The organism is Bacillus cereus group sp. MYBK222-1, assembly GCF_051916425.1.
In the GTDB taxonomy this organism is placed as follows: Bacteria; Bacillota; Bacilli; order Bacillales; family Bacillaceae_G; genus Bacillus_A; species Bacillus_A paranthracis.
In genome coordinates this window covers 240,646-261,052 of record NZ_JBQAGP010000001.1, presented here as the reverse complement: position 1 = coordinate 261,052, position 20,407 = coordinate 240,646, and the positions used below count along the sequence as shown (strand labels likewise).

Here is a 20,407-nt window from a genome sequence, read left to right as displayed (position 1 = left end):
TATATTTATCGAGACTATAGTAAAACAAGAACCCCAAAATGAAATGACATTCTTGTTTTACTGTCTAATATTCTTCTATAAACCTAGCGCACTAACAATCTGACATGCTTTTGAATTTGCAATATGATAGTACACCTCTAATCCTCTTCTTTCTGGACGGAGTACCTTGCCACACATCTTAGATAGGTGCTGAGATAAGATAGATTGAGGTACATCTAATAATTCTGTTAACTATATTGTAAGGGATTAGAGATTTGTAAAGAATTAAAAAATAAAGAGCACAATTATCACCTTCTAATCTTAGAAACATCAAATCAAAACAAGTGATACATACTCTTAAAGAGAGGAAATTATACAGTTTTCACATGCTGCTCATTTTTAAATAATAATAATAATAGATAAAAGAGATCTCAAAATAAGATCTCTTTTATTATAGGGGATTCCACTTATTATCTTTATTTTACTTCACTATTGTTTCTGTTTTTTACGGCTTATTAATTCTCTACTAAATCAATAGAAAATGTCCCTTCTGGATACTCAATAATCGCTTCTCCCTTGGCTAAAGCGAAATCTCCAGCATACGTTCCGACTTTGGAGAACTCGCAATATTTTCCGTTATCACACAAATTGGATAGTGTTCCCCCAGTTATTTTTACCATTCCTTCTTTAGGATCTAATCGATAGGTTCCATAATGAAGGTTATTAGTTATTTTCGTAGCATTACCAGAAAAAGTTTCCGTTTTAAACCTTCCACCATACATTTTTAAAATCATAGGCGTTTGTCCATAAAAAATATCACCAGAAATTTTAGTGTCAATCCCCGCTACAGTTTTTTGATTCGTGTACATTGGAGAGGTGGTTTGGAAAGGAGTTTTATTTAAAAACAGCCTAGTTCCATATGTTTTAATAAAATTTTGGTCCTCCTCCGATATCCCTTCGTTTATATCATATTTTCTGTTAATTTCATAAATTTTCAGTGAAATTTGCTCTTTAGTTAACGTCTGTCCTTTGTCTAATATACTTGCTTCTGTTGACTCTACAGAAAACATCCCTAAACCTAAAGTTAGCATAACTCCTAGTAGTAATTTATTTAATCTCATTACTATTACCCCTTTCTACTTGTAAAATAACTTCTTATTTTTAAAACAAACAAAAAATGCAATGTTTTTAACTGTTGATTGGAAATTATAGAAATAATAGTTTAATTGATATGAAAAATGAAATTCCAAACTTAATTAAAGGTTTTTAGATATTTTAGTGGAAGTCTATTATAAAAGCACACTATAACGGCTAGTACCCAACTTGGATTAGTGTTACATACGCCCCATTAGAATTTAATGCGTAGCTGTATTTTAAAGCTATTAGTTCTCCTACGTAAAAAATATTAGCAAAGGATGATTATATGTACAAAAAAATTGTTGCAGGTGTATTAACATTAGGATTTTTTGTTACAGGAGGAAGTTCTACAAAAGCGGATGAATTAAATATCCCTAATAATAATGGGACATGTGAAACCATTACGCAAAATGTAGAAGCAAACGAACTTGTGAAAGGATGTATTAAAATATTTCCGAATCCTCTTCTTGGTCCAATAGTAAAAATTCCTAATACTTTTACATATGATGACAATATTTTCCAAGGAACTCTTCAGCTCGTTTCTCAAGAACGTTCCTCATTTTCGATTGTATGTTATTATGAAGGAACGGTAAAAAAGTACAAATAAATACTAAGTTATCTTTATTCTTAGCATTTCCATAACTCACAAAAGAAATCTTGATAAAAGATTTCTTTTGCATTTTTTTAGATTATTAGATACAAATTATTATCTTTTAGAATCAACTAAGTTACTTGGATTTGAATGGAATGTATATGCTATAAATTTTACAAATTCAATCGAGAAATCTTTTTCGGATTTCTGGGGTAGGCAATGAACAACTTGTTTGTTTACCAAATAATTTATATCTATTTTCCGCAAATTTTTCATACAAATAATCACGGAAGGACCTTGGTATTAATAAAAAAAGCGTTGTCACTTTCCAAAATCCATTAAATTTTTTACAGATATTTATTATAGCTTCGGATCTAATGTGAGCAGTATCATTTTCAATTAACACAATACTATCAGTATTAGCATCAATATGATATTTTTTTAGTAATTGTCTTCCAATCTGACCCTGTAACGAAGCAAATTGAAAATAAGCGTTATGATCCCGTTTTATAATAAATTGAATACTTCGATTACAAAAACTACACTCACCATCAAATAGAACAATACCAGTCATAATTGATCCTCCTTTATAGGATATACTTTTAGATAATCTCTAAGGATCACTTATTTGTTATTTCTCCTAATTATTTCATCCATTTTAACATTCTACTAAATATGAAAATTCCTGATTTTAATTTGATATTTTAGGCATTAGAGTCCTATGAAACATCAAGTAAAGGAATGCGTACTTCTTTTAATACGAATAAGTAGTTTTTCTTTTTTGGATGATTGTATTAATTAGCAAAACAATCTCAAATTCAACAAGAGACTGTTTTGCTAAAATAAATGAATTTTCATCTCATATTTGCTAATCCATTAGTTAACTTAGACTAGGTTGTTAATTCTCGAGTGCTATAATAACATTGTGGATAAGCTGCTCTTTATTAAATTTATTATCTGATTTTAAAGTATCTCTTTCTGCATAGTGCATTGCAGTTTTTTGATCAAGCTTTTCACCAGAACGTTCTACTGTTTTTTGATAGCTTTTCCAAACAACTGCAATAATTTCGAAACCTGCCCCCTGTGTTGAAATATAAGAATCCTTAAAATCCTTAAGATCTAAATTACGATTCGGCTCATATAAAGCTTTGTGCAAAATTTCTCCACCCTTTTGTAACTGTTCATCAATTTTATTAGGGTTTTCTTCATAAATTGCTGCAGACAATTCTTTGAGGTAATTCGGATTTTCTTCCTTTACATATTCAGTAATATCCTCTACTACTTTCACTAATTTCTTTTCATTGTCATTGTTGTTACTGTTTATTTGAGAATCACTGTAAATCTTTTCGCCAAATTTTCCAACACCAAAAAATACACCTTTAAAAATATCTTCACTAGTATATTTAGATAATTGTTGTTTTTGCTCATCCGCTTTAACTTGGTTAACATTCGAATTACCTAATGTAGTGATACTAAATAAGCATGTAGCAGCTATTGCTAACGGTACACATTTTTTTGTAATTTTCATCTTATTAGCTCCTTTTATTATGCAATTTTTCAATTGTAATTTTTATTAATAGAAGTTGGCTTATTAATTGAAGTGTGATAAGTCCTTATAAATAAGTGACGGAAATTATTTATAAAAATAAAATGAACATTTCAATCAAAAGGACTACACCACGATTAAATAACACAATACTAGTTATAATTTATTTGTCTTTAGAGTTTTTTGTTTTTTCTAGCCACTCTTTAAAGACTTCTGACTTATTATCTCCCACTAATCTATCGATTTCCTTGCCGTTTTGGTAGTGAATAATTGTAGGTGTACCTTCAATTTTAAAATCATTCCAACCATTCTGGTGTTTTTCTAAATTTAAAGTTTGTAAATTAATATCCATTTCGCTAGCCATTGGAATTAGTACAGGAGATACTTTAGAACAATATGAACAATTTGTTTGATAAAAATATATAATTTTATCTTTTTTATTAGTAATATCTTCTTGAAGCTGTTTTGTGTTAATATTATTAGTGTAATAATTTTTTTCTTCTTTGTTTATGAAAAAAGTTATGGCTCCAAATAAAAATAGGGTTACTATTACAAATATAATGATTTTTTTCACGAACTTACCCTCTTTTTTGTGTTTTGATAATGATAATGCTACCACTAATTATTATGATGAACGCAATAAAAGCTAATAACGGAATTGTAATAATCCCATACCAATCCAAATAATCTGTATTGCAAGGAACTCTTCCACAAGTAGCTTCATCATTTGACAACAAAGGAAGTTTTTGCATTAAATAATGATAGAAAGATATAAAACCACCAATAATTGAAAGGATTAGACTATAAATACTAATACTTTAATTATCAAGGTCTAAAATTGATTTCAAAGTGCTACAATAATATTATGGACCAATTGTTCTTTAGTGAAAGTGTCAGCTGACTTTGATGAATTTTTGTCTAAATAATGCATTGCTGTTTTAGGTTCTGGCATATCACTAGGCGGTGAAGATGTAACTTTAACGTATTTCCAAACAACCACATAAATAGCTAAAACTAGACATAAACCTGTTCCTTGTAACCAACTATTTAATGCTTTTGAGTCTTCAACAGTTAAGTTATTAGTGGGTTCTGTTAAAGCTTTATTTAGAATTTCTCCGCCTTTCTGTAATTGTTCATTTATTTTATTTGGATTTTTGCTGTATATTGTTGCAGATAAATCGTCCAGGTAACTAGGGTTTTCTTTTTTTATATACTCAGTAATATGATCCACTGTTTCTAAAAAATCTCTTTCTTCTTTACTTTCACTAATAGTTAGTGGAGTGTCATTGTAGACTTTTTCACCATATTCTCCAATCCCAAAAAATATCCCTTTAAAAATTTCTTCTTTCGAATATTGTGTAGGTGCTTCCGCAGCATATACTTTGTCTTTTACACTTTGTAAATTGAATAACATGCCGACAATAAGCGAAAAACATAGTATAATTATTATAGGTTTACGTTTCTGTTTTATCATTTATTATCACCTCAAATTATTATTAAAATCTTTTTATAATGAATAGTATAATAGTAGTAATTATTTAAATTAGGGGAGTGTTTCTTGTTTTTCATTAATAGACAAGTTACACCTTTATAATAACGATGTAACTTGCCCACAATATTACATTATAATTCTGTTAACTTATTCTTTTAAAAATGTTGGCAATGTTATCTTCTCTCTTTTGTTGAATTTCTTCTTTAGATAAACTTGGATCAAGGAATTCTGGGGCTGATTGAATAGATACTTTCCAATAGATAGTTGCTACAACCGCAGCTGTTGTTACAACTGCTGCTGCATGAAATGCAACTCCATATGTAACTAGAGCTAGCGCACAAACTGTTGGACCACATACCTCTTGTTTATCATTTTCAACTATTCGTCCATTTTTTTTAGCAATTTCCATAAGTGCAGTTGAACCTTCCTCTAATAATTTATCAACTTTTTTTGGATTTTTTTGTTGCACGGCTTGTTCAAGTTTAGTGAAATATTCAGGATTTTGTTCTTTGAATTGGCTAATTAACACATTAACTGCTTCTTGGGATTCTTTAGAAGACATAACTTTCAAAATTTTAGGGTCCCACATATCAGCGAAATTTTCGGATAATTCACCCTGCCCGAAAATAACTCCTTTGAAAATTTCTTCACCGGAATATTTAGATAGATTTTGTTCTTGCTCGGCTGCTTTAACTTGATTAATATTCAAACTTCCTACTGGAGAAATACTAAATAAGCATGTAGCAGCTATTGCTAAAGGCACACATTTCTTAATAATTTTCATCTAATTCGCTCCCTTAATCATGAAATTTTTTCGTTTAATACTTTTAATCTCTTTTTACTTTTCTTAAAAGACAGTGGCTTGTTAATAGGATGTAAATACAAAATTAAACATCCTATCATAATTAGAGAAAAGCTAAACAATCCTAAGAATAATGCAATTCCAGCATGTAATGAAATACCCAAATACAGATAATATTTCCAATGTTTTTTAGGGGTGAATAGAGCCGCAAATAATAGTAGTTCTACAATTGTTGTGCCCCATGTAGGTATTACTACAAGCCATGATGTTAAAATTGGTTCCAAAATAGATTTAAGCCCATCAGGAAGACCTAACATCGCATCGTTAAAGAAATAATATAGAGCTGTACCATTTTTCCATTCAATATTTTTTAACCTTGTAATAGCTGCACTTGCATATAAGAAACACATTTGAAATCTTATCGCCATCCAAACACAATAAACAGTAACATTTTTATAGACCGAAACAACATCTTCTTTTCCCTTTATATTTTCCCAATGCCACTTTCTACTATCTAGTAGAGTGATAGGAATTAGAAGTAATGTTATTACAGTTCCAATTTGTTCTCCACCATCAATACTTGTAGCTGCATTTTGTATACTATATAAAATATAGTAGTGAAGCACACCAGTAAATCTTGGTCTCCAACCAATTACAACTAATACTAATATTAGAATACACGCCCATTTTAATAGATTTAGATATAAATAATCATTGGGAACTAAACAAAATAAACTAAAACTATTTGTACAAAATGGGTATTTTTCTACACCTGCAACAGGTCTTAAAAATATTGAAATATCATTGAAAAGTAATGTAACTAATGTTGCAAAACCAATTAATGATCTGCAAAATCCATAAACGTTTGTCCAAGGGTTAAAATCAGAAAGCTTATTTTGTAGTTTATTGTTTAGGTTTTCGAGCATTTTACATTCACCTTTACTATTTTTGTTGGGTAGTTTTCACCATCTGTTATTTTTGCCCATGCCCATGGCACAGGTTCCCTCGTTTCAACGATATAAGGGCCACAAACATTAGGTACTGGTGTAGAATTTTCAACTTCAATTGCATTTAACTTTTCTTTTTTCTTACACTCTTTTATTCCATCATCACATGTTATCCAATCTTCCTTCTTTAGACTACTAGTTATAAGTCCTAATTCAATCCCTTGGCCTCGCCCCTTACGACTGATCCCAAAAAGGTTCTCAGCTGTATTATTAGGCCACTGTATATGATTAGATCCTTGTAACTCGTGAACAAAAATTGTTTCATCACGGGGACTTTTACTAAAGAACCCCCAGCCTTGCGGCATAAATTGGATAGCCATATTAAACCCTTTTTCTTCTTTTCTTATTGGGCTGTCTGGCAATGCGTTAAAAAGTGCAAATGTAAATAAAATTGTAAGTAAAATTGTAACCATAGAAAAAGAGATTAGATATGGATACTTTTTCATAGCACTAAACTGCCACCTCCTATTATTTTTTCCTTTTTACAGGATTTAACATGTGATAAAATAAATATAGGACATAAAATCTGATAAATCAATATTTTTTAAATATTCACACTTTAATATGGAGAAATATTGATTTATCCTTCATCAAGTAAATTAATTTAGAAAGGATGAATTTGATGCCAACTACAAAAACTGTTCCAAAAGCTCCTTTAACTATTATTGAAAAACTTTTTATTGTGCTATCATTTTTTTCGCTACTTATAATGGGAGGGCTTGTACTATGGGGGTATAACAATACTTCGGGTGATGTTCCAATGCATTTTAATGGTCAGGGGAATGCAGATAGATATGGAGATAAATCAGAAATGATACTATTTTTCGGGATATCTATAGTTGTTTTTGTATCCTTGTTACTTTCTTCTAAGCTAACTAAGAATCACTTTTTTTCTTCACCTAGTTCATTTAAAAAATCTATGAAGCTTTATAAAAATGACCGTTTAATGAGAGTCATACTAGGTTTTGAAACAGTAATTTTATCTTTATATATACAATGGCGAACAATTAAAGGGATCATCGGTGACAGTGACGGCCTAAATCCTTTTATTGTTTTTGGGTTAGTAATTATTATGTTTATAACGATATTTGTTTTTTTGAGGAACTCTCACAACATAAAGAAACACATTTGATATATCACCAAACCTCATAAAATTCTATTAGAAAATTAATAAGAAAAACTCCTAACAGTAAAGGAAGATTACAATATGTTTTATGCTGGAAAGATAGATGGATACTCTGTCTTTCCCTTTTGTCTATTAACTTTTTTAAATCTATGCTTAAAGAAAAATTAAAAAGAAATCGAAGTATCGTGTATATGGAGTGTTAATCTAGTTCTATTTTTACTTGGAAGACGAGAATTACACGTGTTTTTTATTGGTTTAAATATTAGTAAAGATTAAAATAGTATTTAAAGGCGAATAAGGAATATTCGCCGCTTGGTTTGTTACATAAAAATTATTTTATACTTAAATAATAAAAGGGAATAAAATTTCATATAACAATATACAAAAAAATCTTCATTAAGGTGTCATTATCATAGAAAAATCTATAAAGCGCATCAAAATATCCGCTATACTTTTACCACTTCCGAAAAAAATTTCCTCTCTTGTATTAATGTCTATATATTGTCCTAATCCCTTACCTAGTATTATTTCTAATTGCTTATTACCTGAGACTTGACATGATAAAATAGTAGAATGTTTACTAAATTGATGATATGAATATAAAATTTGGCCCAGAGAAGTAATTAAAGGTTGCAACAATTCATTGTGATAAGGAGTTATAACTTCCTCTATTTTGTTATTTAAAATAAAATCTATTTTATTATTTTTTAATTCAAATCGAAATAAACAAATCACCTTTTCCCCTCCCTGAATATTTGTTATTAGTTAGTTAACAAGCTTACAGTACTTATTTTATATCTGTCATTATAACTCATATATAATTCATTGAGTATTTACTTTTTTTCGGTATTATCCATTTAATATTATCATTCAAATCTTACAATACTCTATTTAATCATTCCGCTATCGTATAAGTTAGTATAATCTATATATAGATTTCACGAATTGAAATTCAACATAAAAACTCCCCTCATATGTGAGTTTACTCAAACTGAAATGTTCGTATTGATAATGGATGATTTGTTATAATGGCATAAATATCAAAGATATTCCAATCTTCTACAACACGGTTTATCTAATATTGATAACTATATAATTCTAATCTAAATTCATTTAACATCATAACATTTATATTAACTAAACATTTTAACTCAAAACAGCAGTAGAAGGGAATGAACTTTTTTGTTACAACAACACAGTGATAGAATGCTTATGGTAGGTGTTAATTTAGAAATAATGAGAGAACACATAAAAAAAACAAATTCTTATTTAACATCTTTGCAAGATAAAGTTTGGCATGAGTATAAGCATGCACGTTACGCAGGTTCTTTAAATGAAATGGTTGAACGATCATTAGATACTTTAGAACATATAAACATTGATATAAAATATCAAAGAATTATGTATAGGGATATGGAGAGATTACCACAGTTATTTTATTCATCATTTGTAATTACTCTGTGCGCTTTTATCGAAAATGAACTATATGAATTATGTATGTATTATTGGGAAAATTACACAAAAGAAAAGAATCCACCAAATCTAAATAGCTACTACAAAACGAAAAAATATATAACTAAAACAATGAATTTAGAAATTGATAAAAAGTTATGTGATGAATTAGAAACGTGTATAAAAAAATTAAGGAATCAAATCGCACATAAAGGTCCTGCATTTGATAGAAAACTTGCCGAATACCAAAAGGAGAAAAGTTTATCGGAAATGTTGAAGCATATTCAAAATCACAATCTAGTAAATACAAATGGTACATACACCTACATTAAAATCTCATTTGAATACTGTATATATTTAATAGAATTTACAGCAGATTTTTTTGAAAAACTATTCAATAATTTTAATCAATTACATCTAATAAAGACCAATAGATAGTTATATATAATGTTGATCTTATACTTTTGGAAGCAACTTATCTTTAAACACCTTAGTCATACATTTAGATTTCTATACAAAAAAGAATGCAGATGTTTTAATCTGCATTCTTTTTTGTATAGAAAATTCACCTCATCGGTCTCCTCATTTATTTTAGGTACCTTTAAATCGACTCTGTTGTTACATCTCCTATAAACGCAAACTGTTCAACAATTTATCTTGATGGTACATCCAATCCTCTAATACATGAATTTTCTGTCCTTTTTGGAAGAGGTAAATCTTCTTTGTTTTTCAGCTTTTCTCATATTTGGATGAGACTTAAAGGCGGAATATGAAAGTTTTTAATTTGTTTAATTCGTTTTCCAATTTTGTTTTTATTCAACGTTAATTATCTACCAACTTTTATTAGATAAATTAACCTTCATACAATCACCTTACTCATGAATTTCTACAAACTTAATACATTAACAATCTGACATGCCTTGTAATTTACAATATGATAGTACATCTCTAATCCTCTTCTTTCAGAACGCAAAATTTTCCCACGCATCTTAGATAAATGCTGAGATACAGTTGATTGAGGGACATCTAATAGCTCTGTTAATTGTGTTACATTACAAATTTTGCGGTGTTCTAGCTCCTTCACAATTTGTAACCTAACTGGATGGGCCATAATCTTTAATAATTCTACATCCGCCTCTGGGATCTTGTACATTTCATTACTTGCTTGAATAGTTGGCATTTTAATTTCTCCTTTTTAGTTTCTTTTTTATTTTTAAGTATTTTATGTTTGTATGAGTATATTGATCATAATCGCTGTGTTATTTGTTCTTTTGCCTCTCTATCAGGTTTAATATATATAAGTATTATGATGGCTAAAAATCCAACAAAAGATAGCATAGGTATTGAAATGAAGCCAAACAAATCCAAGTAATCTTCTGTACAAGAAACTCCTACTGAACATATCTTCAATTCACTTGTAGGAAAAGCCTGAATCGTGATTTGATAAACGGCTATTAATAAGCCAATACATGCAAACGGAAATGCATATGTACTTACGTATGGGTCTTTTCTATACATACCTATACCTAATATTAATACTAATGGATACATGGCCATCCTTTGATACCAGCACAAATCACATGGAGGCAGCTTCATCCATTCACTAAAAATCAAACTTATGAGCATAGCACTAGTAGCTATCGTCCAAGCAATTGCAATGTGATACTTTTGAATGATCGACATCTTATTTTCGCCTCACCTGTTTTTTACAATGCAAAACATTTGCTAATATATGACTAGTTTATTTCCGTGTTTCGAATAGCCAGTTTCAATAGACAGTATCCAATCGTTGAGATCTTCCCAGTCATAACCCTTCTCTTTTAATTCTAAAGGGAAAAGATTCTCAAAATCATCACGCATTACATACATGGCTTCTAACGCTTTTGCTAGCGGACCAAATCTATATACAATTTGTGTATGCACTCTTTTGTTCTTCTTTTTTGCTACAGCCAAATATACATACCGTCTTTCTTTCGCTAAAACAAATTTCAAGAATCCAGGTACTTGACTCACCTATCGCATCTCCTTTTAGGTTTTCCTTACCTATTCTTTTTAATAATGGTAAGGAAAACTATTGAACCCTACTGTATTAATTTAATAAATGTCCCGTCTTTTTGATTTGAAAATACAAGAAGACGCTCATCATTACAATATTTATTACACCAGCTGCAGCACCAATTTTGGAGATCACATACACATATTCATTACTACTAAAAGGTAATAGACTCACAAAAATAAATAAACTTGAAATGATAAAGGATAAGAGCATATTTCTTTTGTTTTCATTCATGCAAAAAACCTCCATTTAGTACGAATATTTGAATTGCAATGGATTAGGGTGCTAAGCCGCATCATTACGGTTATAATGATGTTTCTCTTCATCCACATACCCTTTTATGCTCCACACACCAGTTTTTGACGCCTTTGCTTCTTTTTCGCTTTCTAGCATTTGTGGAAGCAGTGAAGTGTTAGGTTTTGAAATGTAAGCTACAATACCATATCCTGATTTGACCATTAATTCGTTGATATGTATCCCTTCACAAAATACATATGCCAATTTCCTGCCATACTTGTCCTCTTTTGGTCCACGATCATAGACCAATGTTACGCTTTTTCCTTTTAATTGTTTCTTTAGAAATAACGACGCTTCCTTCCCCATCTTTTGTGGTGGAATCTTCTGTGATACAGACTCAGGGGTATCCAATAACAGTAACCTTACCGTCTGTTTCTGCCCCTTTACGTCCACGTCTATCGTATCTCCGTCCTTTATATGTAATACCTTCCCTTTAGCAGTCTCTAAGCCTTTTATTTTCCCCTTATAAGCTTCTGGAATATCACCAATACCTTTCCCTTCCACGTGCTGTTGTATCCCGTTTTGTACTGCTTGGGCAGGTCTCGAATCATTTTTTGTTTGCGTGGAACTACTATATGCTGCCATTTGAAATACGAATGATGTTAAAAAAATAGCCTTAATCCATATTTTCATATCGAAATTTCTTCCTCCTAATCAAAATACGTAAATAGCTGCACCTAATAAACAAACGGACTCTCTATTGTATTTACTTCTCGATTATTACAACATAGGCAAAACTGTATCCATTTTGGATAATCATTATAAAGTGCTCTAAACGAGCGTTTCTTACAATTCGGACATATTGACACTATGTTTTTTTCATTCTCTTCCTGACTTTTCAATTTTTCAAAAGAAATATTAGTAGATGCTATACTAGTGGTACACAATATATATCCCCCTTTTGAGTCTTGAAATCTCATAACAAACAAAAAAGGACACACCTATGCTATGGTTATGCGTAGGTGTGTCCTTTTGCAATATGATTTTTTAGTATTGGATTACTCTAACTATACCAAAATTCTAACTTTATAACATGCGCTACTAAAAAAGATACACACTTGTATTATATTTAAAAGCATTTTCGTTGATGCTATCTTTACCTAAGTTCTCATCCCTAAACTTTAGCTTAAGATTTGTAAAACGATGGGGATAATAATTCTTTAGTAATAAGCTTTCACCATGACCAATCTGATCTTTTTGATATATCTCAGATGCTTTTTTACAATTGATTCTCTACTGGTCATATTCAAAGTAGATACTTCCTGACTAATTAAATATTTACCTATTTCTTTCTTTTCAACATCAGATGAATTGGCTTCGAACAAGGGATGACAGGAAGTCACCTTAATTGTTGGACATACATAAAGTGTTACTTTACCATCTACCAAACTTACCTTTGTTATGTAATAGTCATATACAGAAATAGAGCTGAATCAAATGATGATTAATAAAGCCTATAAGTTTCGTATCTATCCAAATTAAGCACAAGCAATTCAAGAATATATTCAATTCTATAATACAAAAAAGTTCCAAGAAAAACTTCACGGTCTTTCCTCGATAGAATATCAGGAAAAGACCGTGGCATAATACTCTTTTTACTACTGTCTACTTAACAGGGAGATGACCACTCATTATTTCAGGCAGTCCTTTTTTATTATTTCTTTAAATCAATTACAATATCATCTAAAACAAACTCTTTCTTTTTCGCTTCTTTATTCGGCACTTCAATTTTTTTCTCTTTTCCATTCACATACTCCACCCCACCAAAGTTTTCTGGTGTATGTACTCGTAAGTTCACATGAGGTGTAACGATAAGCTTCGTAGCGTTTTTGTTCAATTTTTGGAATGTAGCGCTCCAACTACTTTTATATGGCTCTGCTACTGTACCCATACCTCCATTTCCTTGACCTACATATTTATTTCCTAAATCATCTTTTATTTCTAGCTCAACATCTGCACTATCCCATTTGCTTCTTAATGCCTTAGATTCTTCTTGATTGTAAAAAACGATAAAGGACATAGGTGTTACTTCCATTTTGTCTATATTTACTTTAATACCTTCTTTTTCGGAAATCCCATTAACCTTTACTTCTTTACTATCCATCGCCTTTAAAGTAAGTGCAAAATTCCAATCCCCTTTTATTGATTTTTTTTCTTCGTACATGTTAATTGATTCCATATTCCATCTAACATTTGCAACGTCCATTCTTTTACTACCAAGGTCACTTGTTGTAATAATACCTACATATTTTTTATCTCCTACTTTTGTAGTTTTAGAACTTCCAGCCGATCCATTAGACATACTTACTTGTGGGGAACCAAATATGCTCGGATTCTCTCCTAACTCTTTATCACTTTCGATAGAATACGTTATCGTTACGGTCCTACCGTCAAAAACAGCATCATTAATGGTAACCTTAACCCCATTACTCTCCCTCGTCATATTCAATTCAGTCGAAAACTCTTTATAATTTTCATATAACCCTGTTCTACCATTATCTAAAAATCGGAATATGTCACCTACTATTGGTAATCCTCCAGCGTATGTCGGAAATCCGATGCCAAGCATGGCAACCGATACGCCGACTAAAATAGATGCAGCAGCAACGCCTTTTTTCCAACTTTTCATCTTTTTCTTCGTACGCATCGATTGTTTTACATTGCGCTTTACTTTTTCTTTTTCAATTTCAGAAGCCTCAATTTCCTCAAGTTCTTTCTCATCTATATCAATATCATTTAATAGTTCATAAATGTCTTTCATATGACACTACCTCCAAAACTAATTTTCGTAGCATTTTGTTGTAGTTTCTTTTTTCCACGATACACACGATTATCTATCGCTGCCCGAGTTAACCCTAACTTGTCTCCTATTTCTTCTGTCTTCATACCAAGAAGATATTTCATAATGAACACCTTTTGATCTAACGGTTCTAATTGATTAATAAGCTTCAATAACTCTTCCCTATCTTCCATAACGATTAATTCATCTTCTGCTGACTTTTCCGTACTAATATGAAACTCATCCGAAATAATCTCTACTTTTTTAGTTGCCTTCCGGTAATAATCAATCGCCTTAAATTTCGCAATTGCCGCAATCCATTTTTTAAAATCATTTGGTTCTCCATGAAATTTATTTGCGTTATTCCATATGGAAAGAAATATATCGTTTACACATTCCTCTATGAGTCCATCATTTTGAACCGGAAGAAGAAATTTGTGGGTTATTCCTTTTATGAGCGGTAAGTATGTATCGACAACAAATTCTAGCGCATCTTCTTTTTGTCGCTGTAATCTTTTTATATAATTTTTCTCATTTGATTTCATGTAGCGATTCCCCTTATTTTTTTGTAAAAGCTTTTACACCCTATATAACGTCTAAAAAAATATTTTCTCTCATATTTTTATTATTTTTTATATGTAATGGAATACTTTCCCTTAGCCATTGTCTCACGTAACTATGCGTTCAAAGAAAATTTTCTCAAGTCTGCAATTTGATTCATGTAGTACACTATTTATATAGTCATTCTTTAACTTAGTGTACATTTTATTTCGTTAATCTACTATTTAAAATTAGGAGATGAGATGTGTATGTGTGGAATTACAGGTTGGGTAGATTGGAAAGAAGACCTTTCAAATCAACATGTTATTTTAAAAAAGATGGCAAATCGTATTCAGCATCGCGGTCCGGATGCTGAAGGGTTTTGGCTTTCACCTCGTGCGGCCTTTGCACACCGTCGGTTAATCGTAATTGATCCAGAAGGCGGAACGCAACCGAAGACATTTCGTACTGGTGATTATACGTATGCTCTTACGTATAATGGAGAAATTTATAATTTCCGTGAGCTGAGAGAACAACTTAGGAAATGTGGTCATACATTTGAAACGCATTCAGATACAGAAGTGTTACTACATGCTTATTTAGAATGGAAAGAAGACTGCGTACAACATTTAAACGGCATTTTCGCTTTCGCCTTATGGGATGATCAGAAGCAACAACTGTTTTTAGCACGTGATCATTTAGGCGTAAAACCACTCTTTTATACAGAAAGAAATGACAGTATTATTTTCGGATCTGAAATTAAAGCATTATTAGCTCATCCATCTGTCCCTGCTGAAATTGATACGGATGGCATAAATGAAATATTTGGATTAGGGTTATTTCGAACTCCAGGATGTGGCGTCTTTAAACATATTCAAGAAGTGCGTGCTGGACATTCTATAACGTTTACACGTGATAAAAAAGTAGTTACGAAGTATTGGAATTTAGAAAGTAAGGTCCATACAGATTCTATAGAAGATACATCATCGCATATTTTATCTATTTTACAAGATACAGTAAAAAGACAATTAATTGCCGATGTCCCTCTCGTTTGCATGTTATCAGGAGGATTAGATTCTAGCGGTATTACTGCACTAGCAGGAAAAGAATTTGCTGCTGAAAATAAAACACTTCATACGTATTCCGTTGACTTTGTAAATAGCGCAAAAGATTTCGAGCTGACATTTGCTCGCACTGGTTTAGACGCTCCTTGGGTAAAACGCGTTTCTGAACATGTAGGGACATCTCATCATGATATTATTGTGAATGCTGAAGAATTAGCTAATCACTTATTCGTTCCCCTCCGTGCAAAAGATTTACCGAGTGCTGGCGAAATGGAAACTTCACTATATTTACTATTTTGCGAAATGAAAAAAGATGCGACCGTAGCTTTATCGGGAGAATCTGCTGATGAAGTATTCGGTGGATATCCTTGGTTTCATCAAGAAGAATTACTATATATAGATAAATTTCCTTGGCTAACAAATTGGAAAAATACATCTCCTCTTCTACTACATGAAATAAGTAACCAATGTAATCTAGAAAACTATATTGATACACGATTCCAAGAAGCGATACTTGAAGTACCTACTCTTGAAGGTGAAAGTAAAAAATCCGCGAAACAACGTCAAATGTTTTATTTATTTTTAACGAGATTTCTTCCGTTCTTACTTGACCGTAAAGACCGTATGAGTATGGCTGTAGGATTTGAAGTTCGTGTACCGTTTTGCGATTATCGATTAGTTGAATATTTATGGAACGTTCCTTTCAACATAAAAAGCATTGATAATATTGAAAAAGGTATTTTACGTAGAGCACTGAAACCTGCTTTACCTGACGATGTACGCAATAGAAGAAAAAGTGCGTATCCAACTTCACAAGACCCACATTATTTACAAAAAATTCGTCATTTATCACTCGACATGTGCAGTAATAAAAACAATCCTATTTTCTCACTTATTAATCATTCCACATTACTTGCTATTGCCGATCAGAGTAATAAAGAAATTAACAATTTCGAAGCAAGAAGTGCTATGGAATACATGCTACAAGTAAATGAATGGTTAAAAACGTATCACATCCATATTGCTTAAAAAAAGGAGTTCAAGGATAAAAACCTTGAACTCCTTTTATATTAATTAGCACATCGTTTATTTTCAGTGTCAATGGACCATCCAATAATTGTGGCACAATCTCTACCTTTCCACTGCAGTACATTTGTTAATACTGGCTCAATCTGTAAGCAACTTCCGTCGTGTAATATTTCTATTAAAGATTGGTCATCATCAAACCTTCGTTTATCACACTCTAAAATACCGTCCGTTGCCATTACGATGTGATTCATTCCTTTTTCTAATCCTCTTACACCTGACGTAAAGCAAGGTGTATTTGCTGCAAAAATATTTTTCCTACCGATATATTCGTAATTCTTCCGTTTATTTAATCGCCCTTTCCCATTCTTCGTTTTCTCAGAATGGAATAAATATGCGAAACAATTACCAACTGATAACCAATATAAAAATTCGCCTTTTCGCAAACATATTAAACATGCGAGTTCCTCATCATCTTGATCACATTTTTCAATAAACAGCTCATCTGTAAATAAAGCTAACAAATACATATGTGTATGATGAAAAGCTAAATGTATTGGGTAGGAAAATAACTCTTTTAGTTTCTCTTTTCTTTCCGAAATTGCTTCTACTATATAATCTATATTTTTTGTTTTGTGATGTGTATCAAAAATCATAACAAATTCAAATTGTAATTCAGGATCCCACCAAGCAAGCACCGCATCTCCTCGTTCATATGCATCACTCTCTTGATTTCCCCCATATACGCCGACTGAAAGAGGACCACATTTTTCAACATGTATTTCATCTACATACATCTGTTCATGACTCATCCATTTGAATGTATTCACAGCTATCATCCTCTCTCTTGCTAAATGTATACCTTTACACATAGATTACCTTATATTTCAATAAAAATAAACTTTTTCAACATTTTTTATCCAAATAAAAGGATTTTATTTCTACACTAACGAATATATCTTAATATACGATATAAAAACAGGAGGATTTATTATTATGAAAGACATCAATCAGCATTGGGAGAACATTTATTATCACTTACGATATGAATATGAAGACAATCTTTCTCACCAAGCTATTCGTATTTTACAAATCGTTTCTCGTGAGAAAGAAATAACAATTGGAAAAGTTGCTACTGAGCTTACTCTCTCTCATAACACAGCTTCTGAACACGTAAAGCGCCTTATTCAAAAAGGCTATATCATGAAAGAAAGAAACAAACAAGATGAAAGAGTTGTGAACCTTACTTTAACAAAAGAAGGCATTGAAGTATTAGAAAAGCATACTTTACTAGATAAAGAAAAGATAAAAATATTAGAATCGCAGTTATCGAAAGAAGAACAACAATTAATTGAAAAAGCTTTTTCATTATTAGCGAAGGAGGCAAAGTATGCATTTCCTCGTTAAAGTAATCGTTTCGGCACTTATTATCGGTGTTATTACTGAAGTAGCTAAACATTATAGTACGATTGGCGGGTTTATCGCTGCCCTTCCTCTCGTTAGTTTACTGAGCCTGTTTTGGATTTCTTTCGAAGGCGGGAACAAACAAGAATTAAGTCAATTTGCTTTAGGTGTATTATATGGATTTCCTGCATCCGCACTACTATTATTTATCGTTTATATCGGTTTAAAAAACTCATTTGCACTTAGTACATCTGTCCTATTCGGTATAGGTGTCTGGTGTATTGTTTTCGCTTGTCAAAAATTACTTCAATCTTAGTTAGGAGGGTTTACTATTTATAAATTTGTAGAGGTATTGGGGCAAACTATAGAAGTATATATGAAAGGAAGTAGTAAACAAACTGTAGTCATTCAAACCGGAATGGGTTGCTCATTTTATGATTGGCTTCCTATTATAGAAAAGCTTTCACAGCACTTTACAGTCGTTTCCTACCATCGCCCAGGTTACGGAAAAAGTGAACTAGGGAATTATTCACGTACTACGTTACAAGTAACAAAAGAACTTCATTTGTTGCTACAAAAATTGGATATTCACGAGCCAATCATTCTAATCGGTCATTCCTATGGAGGTTTATGTGCACAACATTTTGCGATGTTACATGAAGATAAGTTGCAAGCACTTATTTTAGTTGATTCTACATCCATGAACTTACACCGATTAGATGAACTTCATTTACCAATTTCTGATCAGACTGATTCGGATGATATGTGGCTTCAAAAATATAATACATACTCTAAAATGGATGTAGACATGCTTTCTAATGAACTAAAGCCAATACTCGCTAATCAATCAAGACAGTACATTGAATTTTCTACCTCTCCTACATTATATAAAGCGACAGCTTCTGAACTATCTACGTGGAAAAATTGTGCTCGCTCAATAAAAGAACTCTATAAAACATTAGAAGTACCTTTAATCGTTATCGGTAGAGACCCTCAATATTCTATTACTCAGTTGACTGAGGGCGGCATGCAAAAAGAGGAAGCGACACAACTTGAAGCAATGTGGCAAGAACTGATTCATGAACAATTACAACTCTCAATAAACAGCCAATATATACTTGCTGAACATGCTGGTCACGGAATAGAAAATGATCGACCAGATATTATTATTGAGGCTGTTCAATCTGTACGAATAAAAAAAGGAAGCAACTAAAGTTGCTTCCTTACTTATCTATTCATAATCTTCTTCATCATCGATTTCTTCGTAATACGCATTCCCATTACTTACATATATAGGACCATTCGCAACGTCAATACGTAATACCCATGCCCATGGCACAGCTAAACGCTTATGTATTGCTCGCCAAAAGCTCATTGATTTTCTTTCGTACTCCTGGAACTCCTGAAGTAACTCTTTGTAGGAGGAACCGTCTAACTGAATATTTGTTTCTAACAAACGAGAATGGGCATAGTACTGCAGCTCTAGCTCAGCAGCAATTTCCATTTCTTCTTCCGTTGCCATACCTATAATTGTTCCATCTGCTGGTGCAATTTCATATACGTTGTGAACTTCAATAAGCCCTTCTTTCTCTTTCTCAAACATGTAAACAGCCTCCTTTAACATATATTTTTTATGTTACAAAGTCATACTTCTACAATAACATCTCTCTTTCCTCTTTTTTTGATAAACTTTTACAAATTATTTATCTGATAATCTGTAGACTCTATTCTTTCAGCAGAACTGAAACAATTATTATCAAAAGTTAATTTATACACATCAGGCATATGAAGGGTTTTCCAAAACTGAAAATCATATTTCGAGTCAAAATAATTCATAAGTAATACCATAATATTCCCATGCGTACCTATTACAATATTCTTACCTTTATATTTTTTTAATATACTTTGCATACATATTACAGCGCGTCTTTGTGCTACATCATTTGATTCTCCACCTTCGTATGCAAAACTCCAATCTTCCCACACATTCTCGATAGCATCATTAAAATCTGCTACCGGCTCTGAACTTAATAACCTTTCTCTTGACACTCCCACGGCTAAAGCCGCAAGCTGACTAACGTCAGTGGGATTCTTGCTACCAAAGGCGA

25 protein-coding genes and 3 pseudogenes are annotated in these 20,407 nt (G+C 31.7%); 8 read left to right on the top strand and 20 right to left on the bottom strand.

The window, feature by feature from the left end; translation table 11 throughout:
* Nucleotides 1–75: 75 nt before the first annotated feature.
* A pseudogene (locus ACTFR9_RS01405) lies at nucleotides 76–231 on the bottom strand (ArsR/SmtB family transcription factor); the annotation flags it as partial.
* Between the two features lie 263 nt (nucleotides 232–494).
* Nucleotides 495–1,100 (bottom strand): hypothetical protein, encoded by a 606-nt coding sequence (locus ACTFR9_RS01400; protein WP_193635154.1) that lies wholly within the window; start codon nucleotides 1,098–1,100, stop codon nucleotides 495–497.
* 302 nt (nucleotides 1,101–1,402) lie between these two features.
* On the opposite strand from ACTFR9_RS01400, the gene ACTFR9_RS01395 reads away from it, so the two are divergent.
* Nucleotides 1,403–1,723 (top strand): hypothetical protein, encoded by a 321-nt coding sequence (locus ACTFR9_RS01395; protein WP_193635153.1) that lies wholly within the window; start codon nucleotides 1,403–1,405, stop codon nucleotides 1,721–1,723.
* 166 nt (nucleotides 1,724–1,889) lie between these two features.
* Here the strand turns inward: ACTFR9_RS01395 and ACTFR9_RS01390 are convergent, their stop codons facing one another.
* The 7 genes from ACTFR9_RS01390 to ACTFR9_RS01360 all read right to left on the bottom strand — a co-directional run bounded on the left by ACTFR9_RS01390 (nucleotide 1,890) and on the right by ACTFR9_RS01360 (nucleotide 7,001).
* Nucleotides 1,890–2,282, bottom strand: a complete 393-nt coding sequence (locus ACTFR9_RS01390) for a thiol-disulfide oxidoreductase DCC family protein (RefSeq protein WP_193635152.1) — start codon at nucleotides 2,280–2,282, stop codon at nucleotides 1,890–1,892.
* A gap of 324 nt (nucleotides 2,283–2,606) precedes the next feature.
* The gene (locus ACTFR9_RS01385; protein WP_193635151.1) at nucleotides 2,607–3,236 is read right to left on the bottom strand and encodes a hypothetical protein; all 630 of its coding nucleotides are present in this window, start codon (nucleotides 3,234–3,236) and stop codon (nucleotides 2,607–2,609) included.
* 181 nt (nucleotides 3,237–3,417) lie between these two features.
* Entirely contained in the window at nucleotides 3,418–3,828 is a 411-nt protein-coding gene (locus tag ACTFR9_RS01380) for a thioredoxin family protein (protein ID WP_193635150.1), read from the bottom strand.
* Between the two features lie 270 nt (nucleotides 3,829–4,098).
* The gene (locus tag ACTFR9_RS01375) at nucleotides 4,099–4,728 is read right to left on the bottom strand and encodes a hypothetical protein (RefSeq protein ID WP_193635148.1); all 630 of its coding nucleotides are present in this window, start codon (nucleotides 4,726–4,728) and stop codon (nucleotides 4,099–4,101) included.
* 160 nt (nucleotides 4,729–4,888) lie between these two features.
* Nucleotides 4,889–5,530 (bottom strand): sporulation delaying protein family toxin, encoded by a 642-nt coding sequence (locus tag ACTFR9_RS01370; RefSeq protein WP_193635147.1) that lies wholly within the window; start codon nucleotides 5,528–5,530, stop codon nucleotides 4,889–4,891.
* Between the two features lie 17 nt (nucleotides 5,531–5,547).
* Nucleotides 5,548–6,474: a sporulation-delaying protein SdpB family protein gene (locus tag ACTFR9_RS01365; RefSeq protein ID WP_193635146.1), complete on the bottom strand. Its 927-nt coding sequence runs from the start codon at nucleotides 6,472–6,474 to the stop codon at nucleotides 5,548–5,550.
* The gene (locus ACTFR9_RS01360; protein ID WP_002166918.1) at nucleotides 6,459–7,001 is read right to left on the bottom strand and encodes an SdpA family antimicrobial peptide system protein; all 543 of its coding nucleotides are present in this window, start codon (nucleotides 6,999–7,001) and stop codon (nucleotides 6,459–6,461) included. The genes ACTFR9_RS01365 and ACTFR9_RS01360 overlap by 16 nt, the downstream gene beginning before the upstream one ends.
* A 176-nt stretch (nucleotides 7,002–7,177) precedes the next feature.
* Here ACTFR9_RS01360 and ACTFR9_RS01355 point away from each other — a divergent pair, with 176 nt between their 5' ends.
* A complete protein-coding gene (locus ACTFR9_RS01355; RefSeq protein ID WP_193635145.1) occupies nucleotides 7,178–7,687 on the top strand; it encodes a DUF1648 domain-containing protein in 510 nt (169 codons plus the stop codon).
* Between the two features lie 390 nt (nucleotides 7,688–8,077).
* Here the strand turns inward: ACTFR9_RS01355 and ACTFR9_RS01350 are convergent, their stop codons facing one another.
* Nucleotides 8,078–8,416, bottom strand: a complete 339-nt coding sequence (locus ACTFR9_RS01350) for a hypothetical protein (RefSeq protein ID WP_193635144.1) — start codon at nucleotides 8,414–8,416, stop codon at nucleotides 8,078–8,080.
* A 447-nt stretch (nucleotides 8,417–8,863) separates the two neighbouring features.
* Here ACTFR9_RS01350 and ACTFR9_RS01345 point away from each other — a divergent pair, with 447 nt between their 5' ends.
* Complete coding sequence (locus ACTFR9_RS01345; RefSeq protein ID WP_193635143.1) at nucleotides 8,864–9,571, top strand: hypothetical protein; 708 nt, start codon at nucleotides 8,864–8,866, stop codon at nucleotides 9,569–9,571.
* 448 nt (nucleotides 9,572–10,019) lie between these two features.
* On the opposite strand, the gene ACTFR9_RS01340 is transcribed toward ACTFR9_RS01345, so the two are convergent.
* The 5 genes from ACTFR9_RS01340 to ACTFR9_RS01320 form a co-directional block, all read right to left on the bottom strand.
* Nucleotides 10,020–10,313 (bottom strand): ArsR/SmtB family transcription factor, encoded by a 294-nt coding sequence (locus tag ACTFR9_RS01340; RefSeq protein ID WP_193635142.1) that lies wholly within the window; start codon nucleotides 10,311–10,313, stop codon nucleotides 10,020–10,022.
* Between the two features lie 65 nt (nucleotides 10,314–10,378).
* Nucleotides 10,379–10,816, bottom strand: a complete 438-nt coding sequence (locus ACTFR9_RS01335; RefSeq protein WP_193635141.1) for a disulfide bond formation protein B — start codon at nucleotides 10,814–10,816, stop codon at nucleotides 10,379–10,381.
* Nucleotides 10,817–10,858: 42 nt separating this feature from the next.
* A complete protein-coding gene (locus ACTFR9_RS01330; protein WP_088060810.1) occupies nucleotides 10,859–11,146 on the bottom strand; it encodes a hypothetical protein in 288 nt (95 codons plus the stop codon).
* A gap of 76 nt (nucleotides 11,147–11,222) precedes the next feature.
* Complete coding sequence (locus tag ACTFR9_RS01325) at nucleotides 11,223–11,423, bottom strand: hypothetical protein (RefSeq protein ID WP_193635140.1); 201 nt, start codon at nucleotides 11,421–11,423, stop codon at nucleotides 11,223–11,225.
* Nucleotides 11,424–11,474: 51 nt separating this feature from the next.
* A complete protein-coding gene (locus ACTFR9_RS01320; RefSeq protein ID WP_193635139.1) occupies nucleotides 11,475–12,119 on the bottom strand; it encodes a thermonuclease family protein in 645 nt (214 codons plus the stop codon).
* An 852-nt stretch (nucleotides 12,120–12,971) separates the two neighbouring features.
* On the opposite strand from ACTFR9_RS01320, the pseudogene ACTFR9_RS01315 reads away from it, so the two are divergent.
* Nucleotides 12,972–13,073: pseudogene (locus ACTFR9_RS01315) on the top strand (IS3 family transposase); the annotation flags it as partial.
* A gap of 67 nt (nucleotides 13,074–13,140) precedes the next feature.
* On the opposite strand, the gene ACTFR9_RS01310 reads toward ACTFR9_RS01315, so the two are convergent.
* Both ACTFR9_RS01310 and ACTFR9_RS01305 read right to left on the bottom strand, forming a co-directional pair.
* Complete coding sequence (locus ACTFR9_RS01310; RefSeq protein WP_193635138.1) at nucleotides 13,141–14,247, bottom strand: DUF4179 domain-containing protein; 1,107 nt, start codon at nucleotides 14,245–14,247, stop codon at nucleotides 13,141–13,143.
* The gene (locus ACTFR9_RS01305; protein WP_048557479.1) at nucleotides 14,244–14,810 is read right to left on the bottom strand and encodes a sigma-70 family RNA polymerase sigma factor; all 567 of its coding nucleotides are present in this window, start codon (nucleotides 14,808–14,810) and stop codon (nucleotides 14,244–14,246) included. Before ACTFR9_RS01305 ends, ACTFR9_RS01310 begins: the two co-directional genes overlap by 4 nt.
* A 264-nt stretch (nucleotides 14,811–15,074) precedes the next feature.
* Here ACTFR9_RS01305 and asnB point away from each other — a divergent pair, with 264 nt between their 5' ends.
* Nucleotides 15,075–16,898, top strand: coding sequence for an asparagine synthase (glutamine-hydrolyzing) (gene asnB / locus ACTFR9_RS01300; RefSeq protein ID WP_229136851.1), 1,824 nt, complete (start codon nucleotides 15,075–15,077; stop codon nucleotides 16,896–16,898).
* Nucleotides 16,899–16,939: 41 nt separating this feature from the next.
* On the opposite strand, the gene ACTFR9_RS01295 is transcribed toward asnB, so the two are convergent.
* Nucleotides 16,940–17,767 carry a protein phosphatase 2C domain-containing protein gene (locus tag ACTFR9_RS01295; RefSeq protein ID WP_002163702.1) on the bottom strand — a complete coding sequence of 276 codons (828 nt, stop codon included), beginning with the start codon at nucleotides 17,765–17,767 and terminating at the stop codon, nucleotides 16,940–16,942.
* Nucleotides 17,768–17,891: 124 nt separating this feature from the next.
* Between ACTFR9_RS01295 and ACTFR9_RS01290 the strand changes: the two genes are divergently transcribed.
* Genes ACTFR9_RS01290 through ACTFR9_RS01280 form a run of 3 tightly spaced genes read left to right on the top strand, consistent with a single transcriptional unit; the run spans nucleotide 17,892 to nucleotide 19,512 of the window.
* Nucleotides 17,892–18,302, top strand: a complete 411-nt coding sequence (locus ACTFR9_RS01290) for a MarR family winged helix-turn-helix transcriptional regulator (protein ID WP_000651919.1) — start codon at nucleotides 17,892–17,894, stop codon at nucleotides 18,300–18,302.
* Complete coding sequence (locus ACTFR9_RS01285; RefSeq protein WP_000545637.1) at nucleotides 18,286–18,615, top strand: DUF3147 family protein; 330 nt, start codon at nucleotides 18,286–18,288, stop codon at nucleotides 18,613–18,615. Before ACTFR9_RS01290 ends, ACTFR9_RS01285 begins: the two co-directional genes overlap by 17 nt.
* Before the next feature lie 60 nt (nucleotides 18,616–18,675).
* Nucleotides 18,676–19,512, top strand: a complete 837-nt coding sequence (locus tag ACTFR9_RS01280) for an alpha/beta hydrolase (protein ID WP_411266976.1) — start codon at nucleotides 18,676–18,678, stop codon at nucleotides 19,510–19,512.
* Nucleotides 19,513–19,530: 18 nt separating this feature from the next.
* On the opposite strand, the gene ACTFR9_RS01275 is transcribed toward ACTFR9_RS01280, so the two are convergent.
* Nucleotides 19,531–19,902, bottom strand: coding sequence for a hypothetical protein (locus ACTFR9_RS01275; RefSeq protein ID WP_000461770.1), 372 nt, complete (start codon nucleotides 19,900–19,902; stop codon nucleotides 19,531–19,533).
* 89 nt (nucleotides 19,903–19,991) lie between these two features.
* A pseudogene (locus ACTFR9_RS01270) lies at nucleotides 19,992–20,342 on the bottom strand (histidine phosphatase family protein); the annotation flags it as partial.
* Between the last annotated feature and the right edge of the window lie 65 nt (nucleotides 20,343–20,407).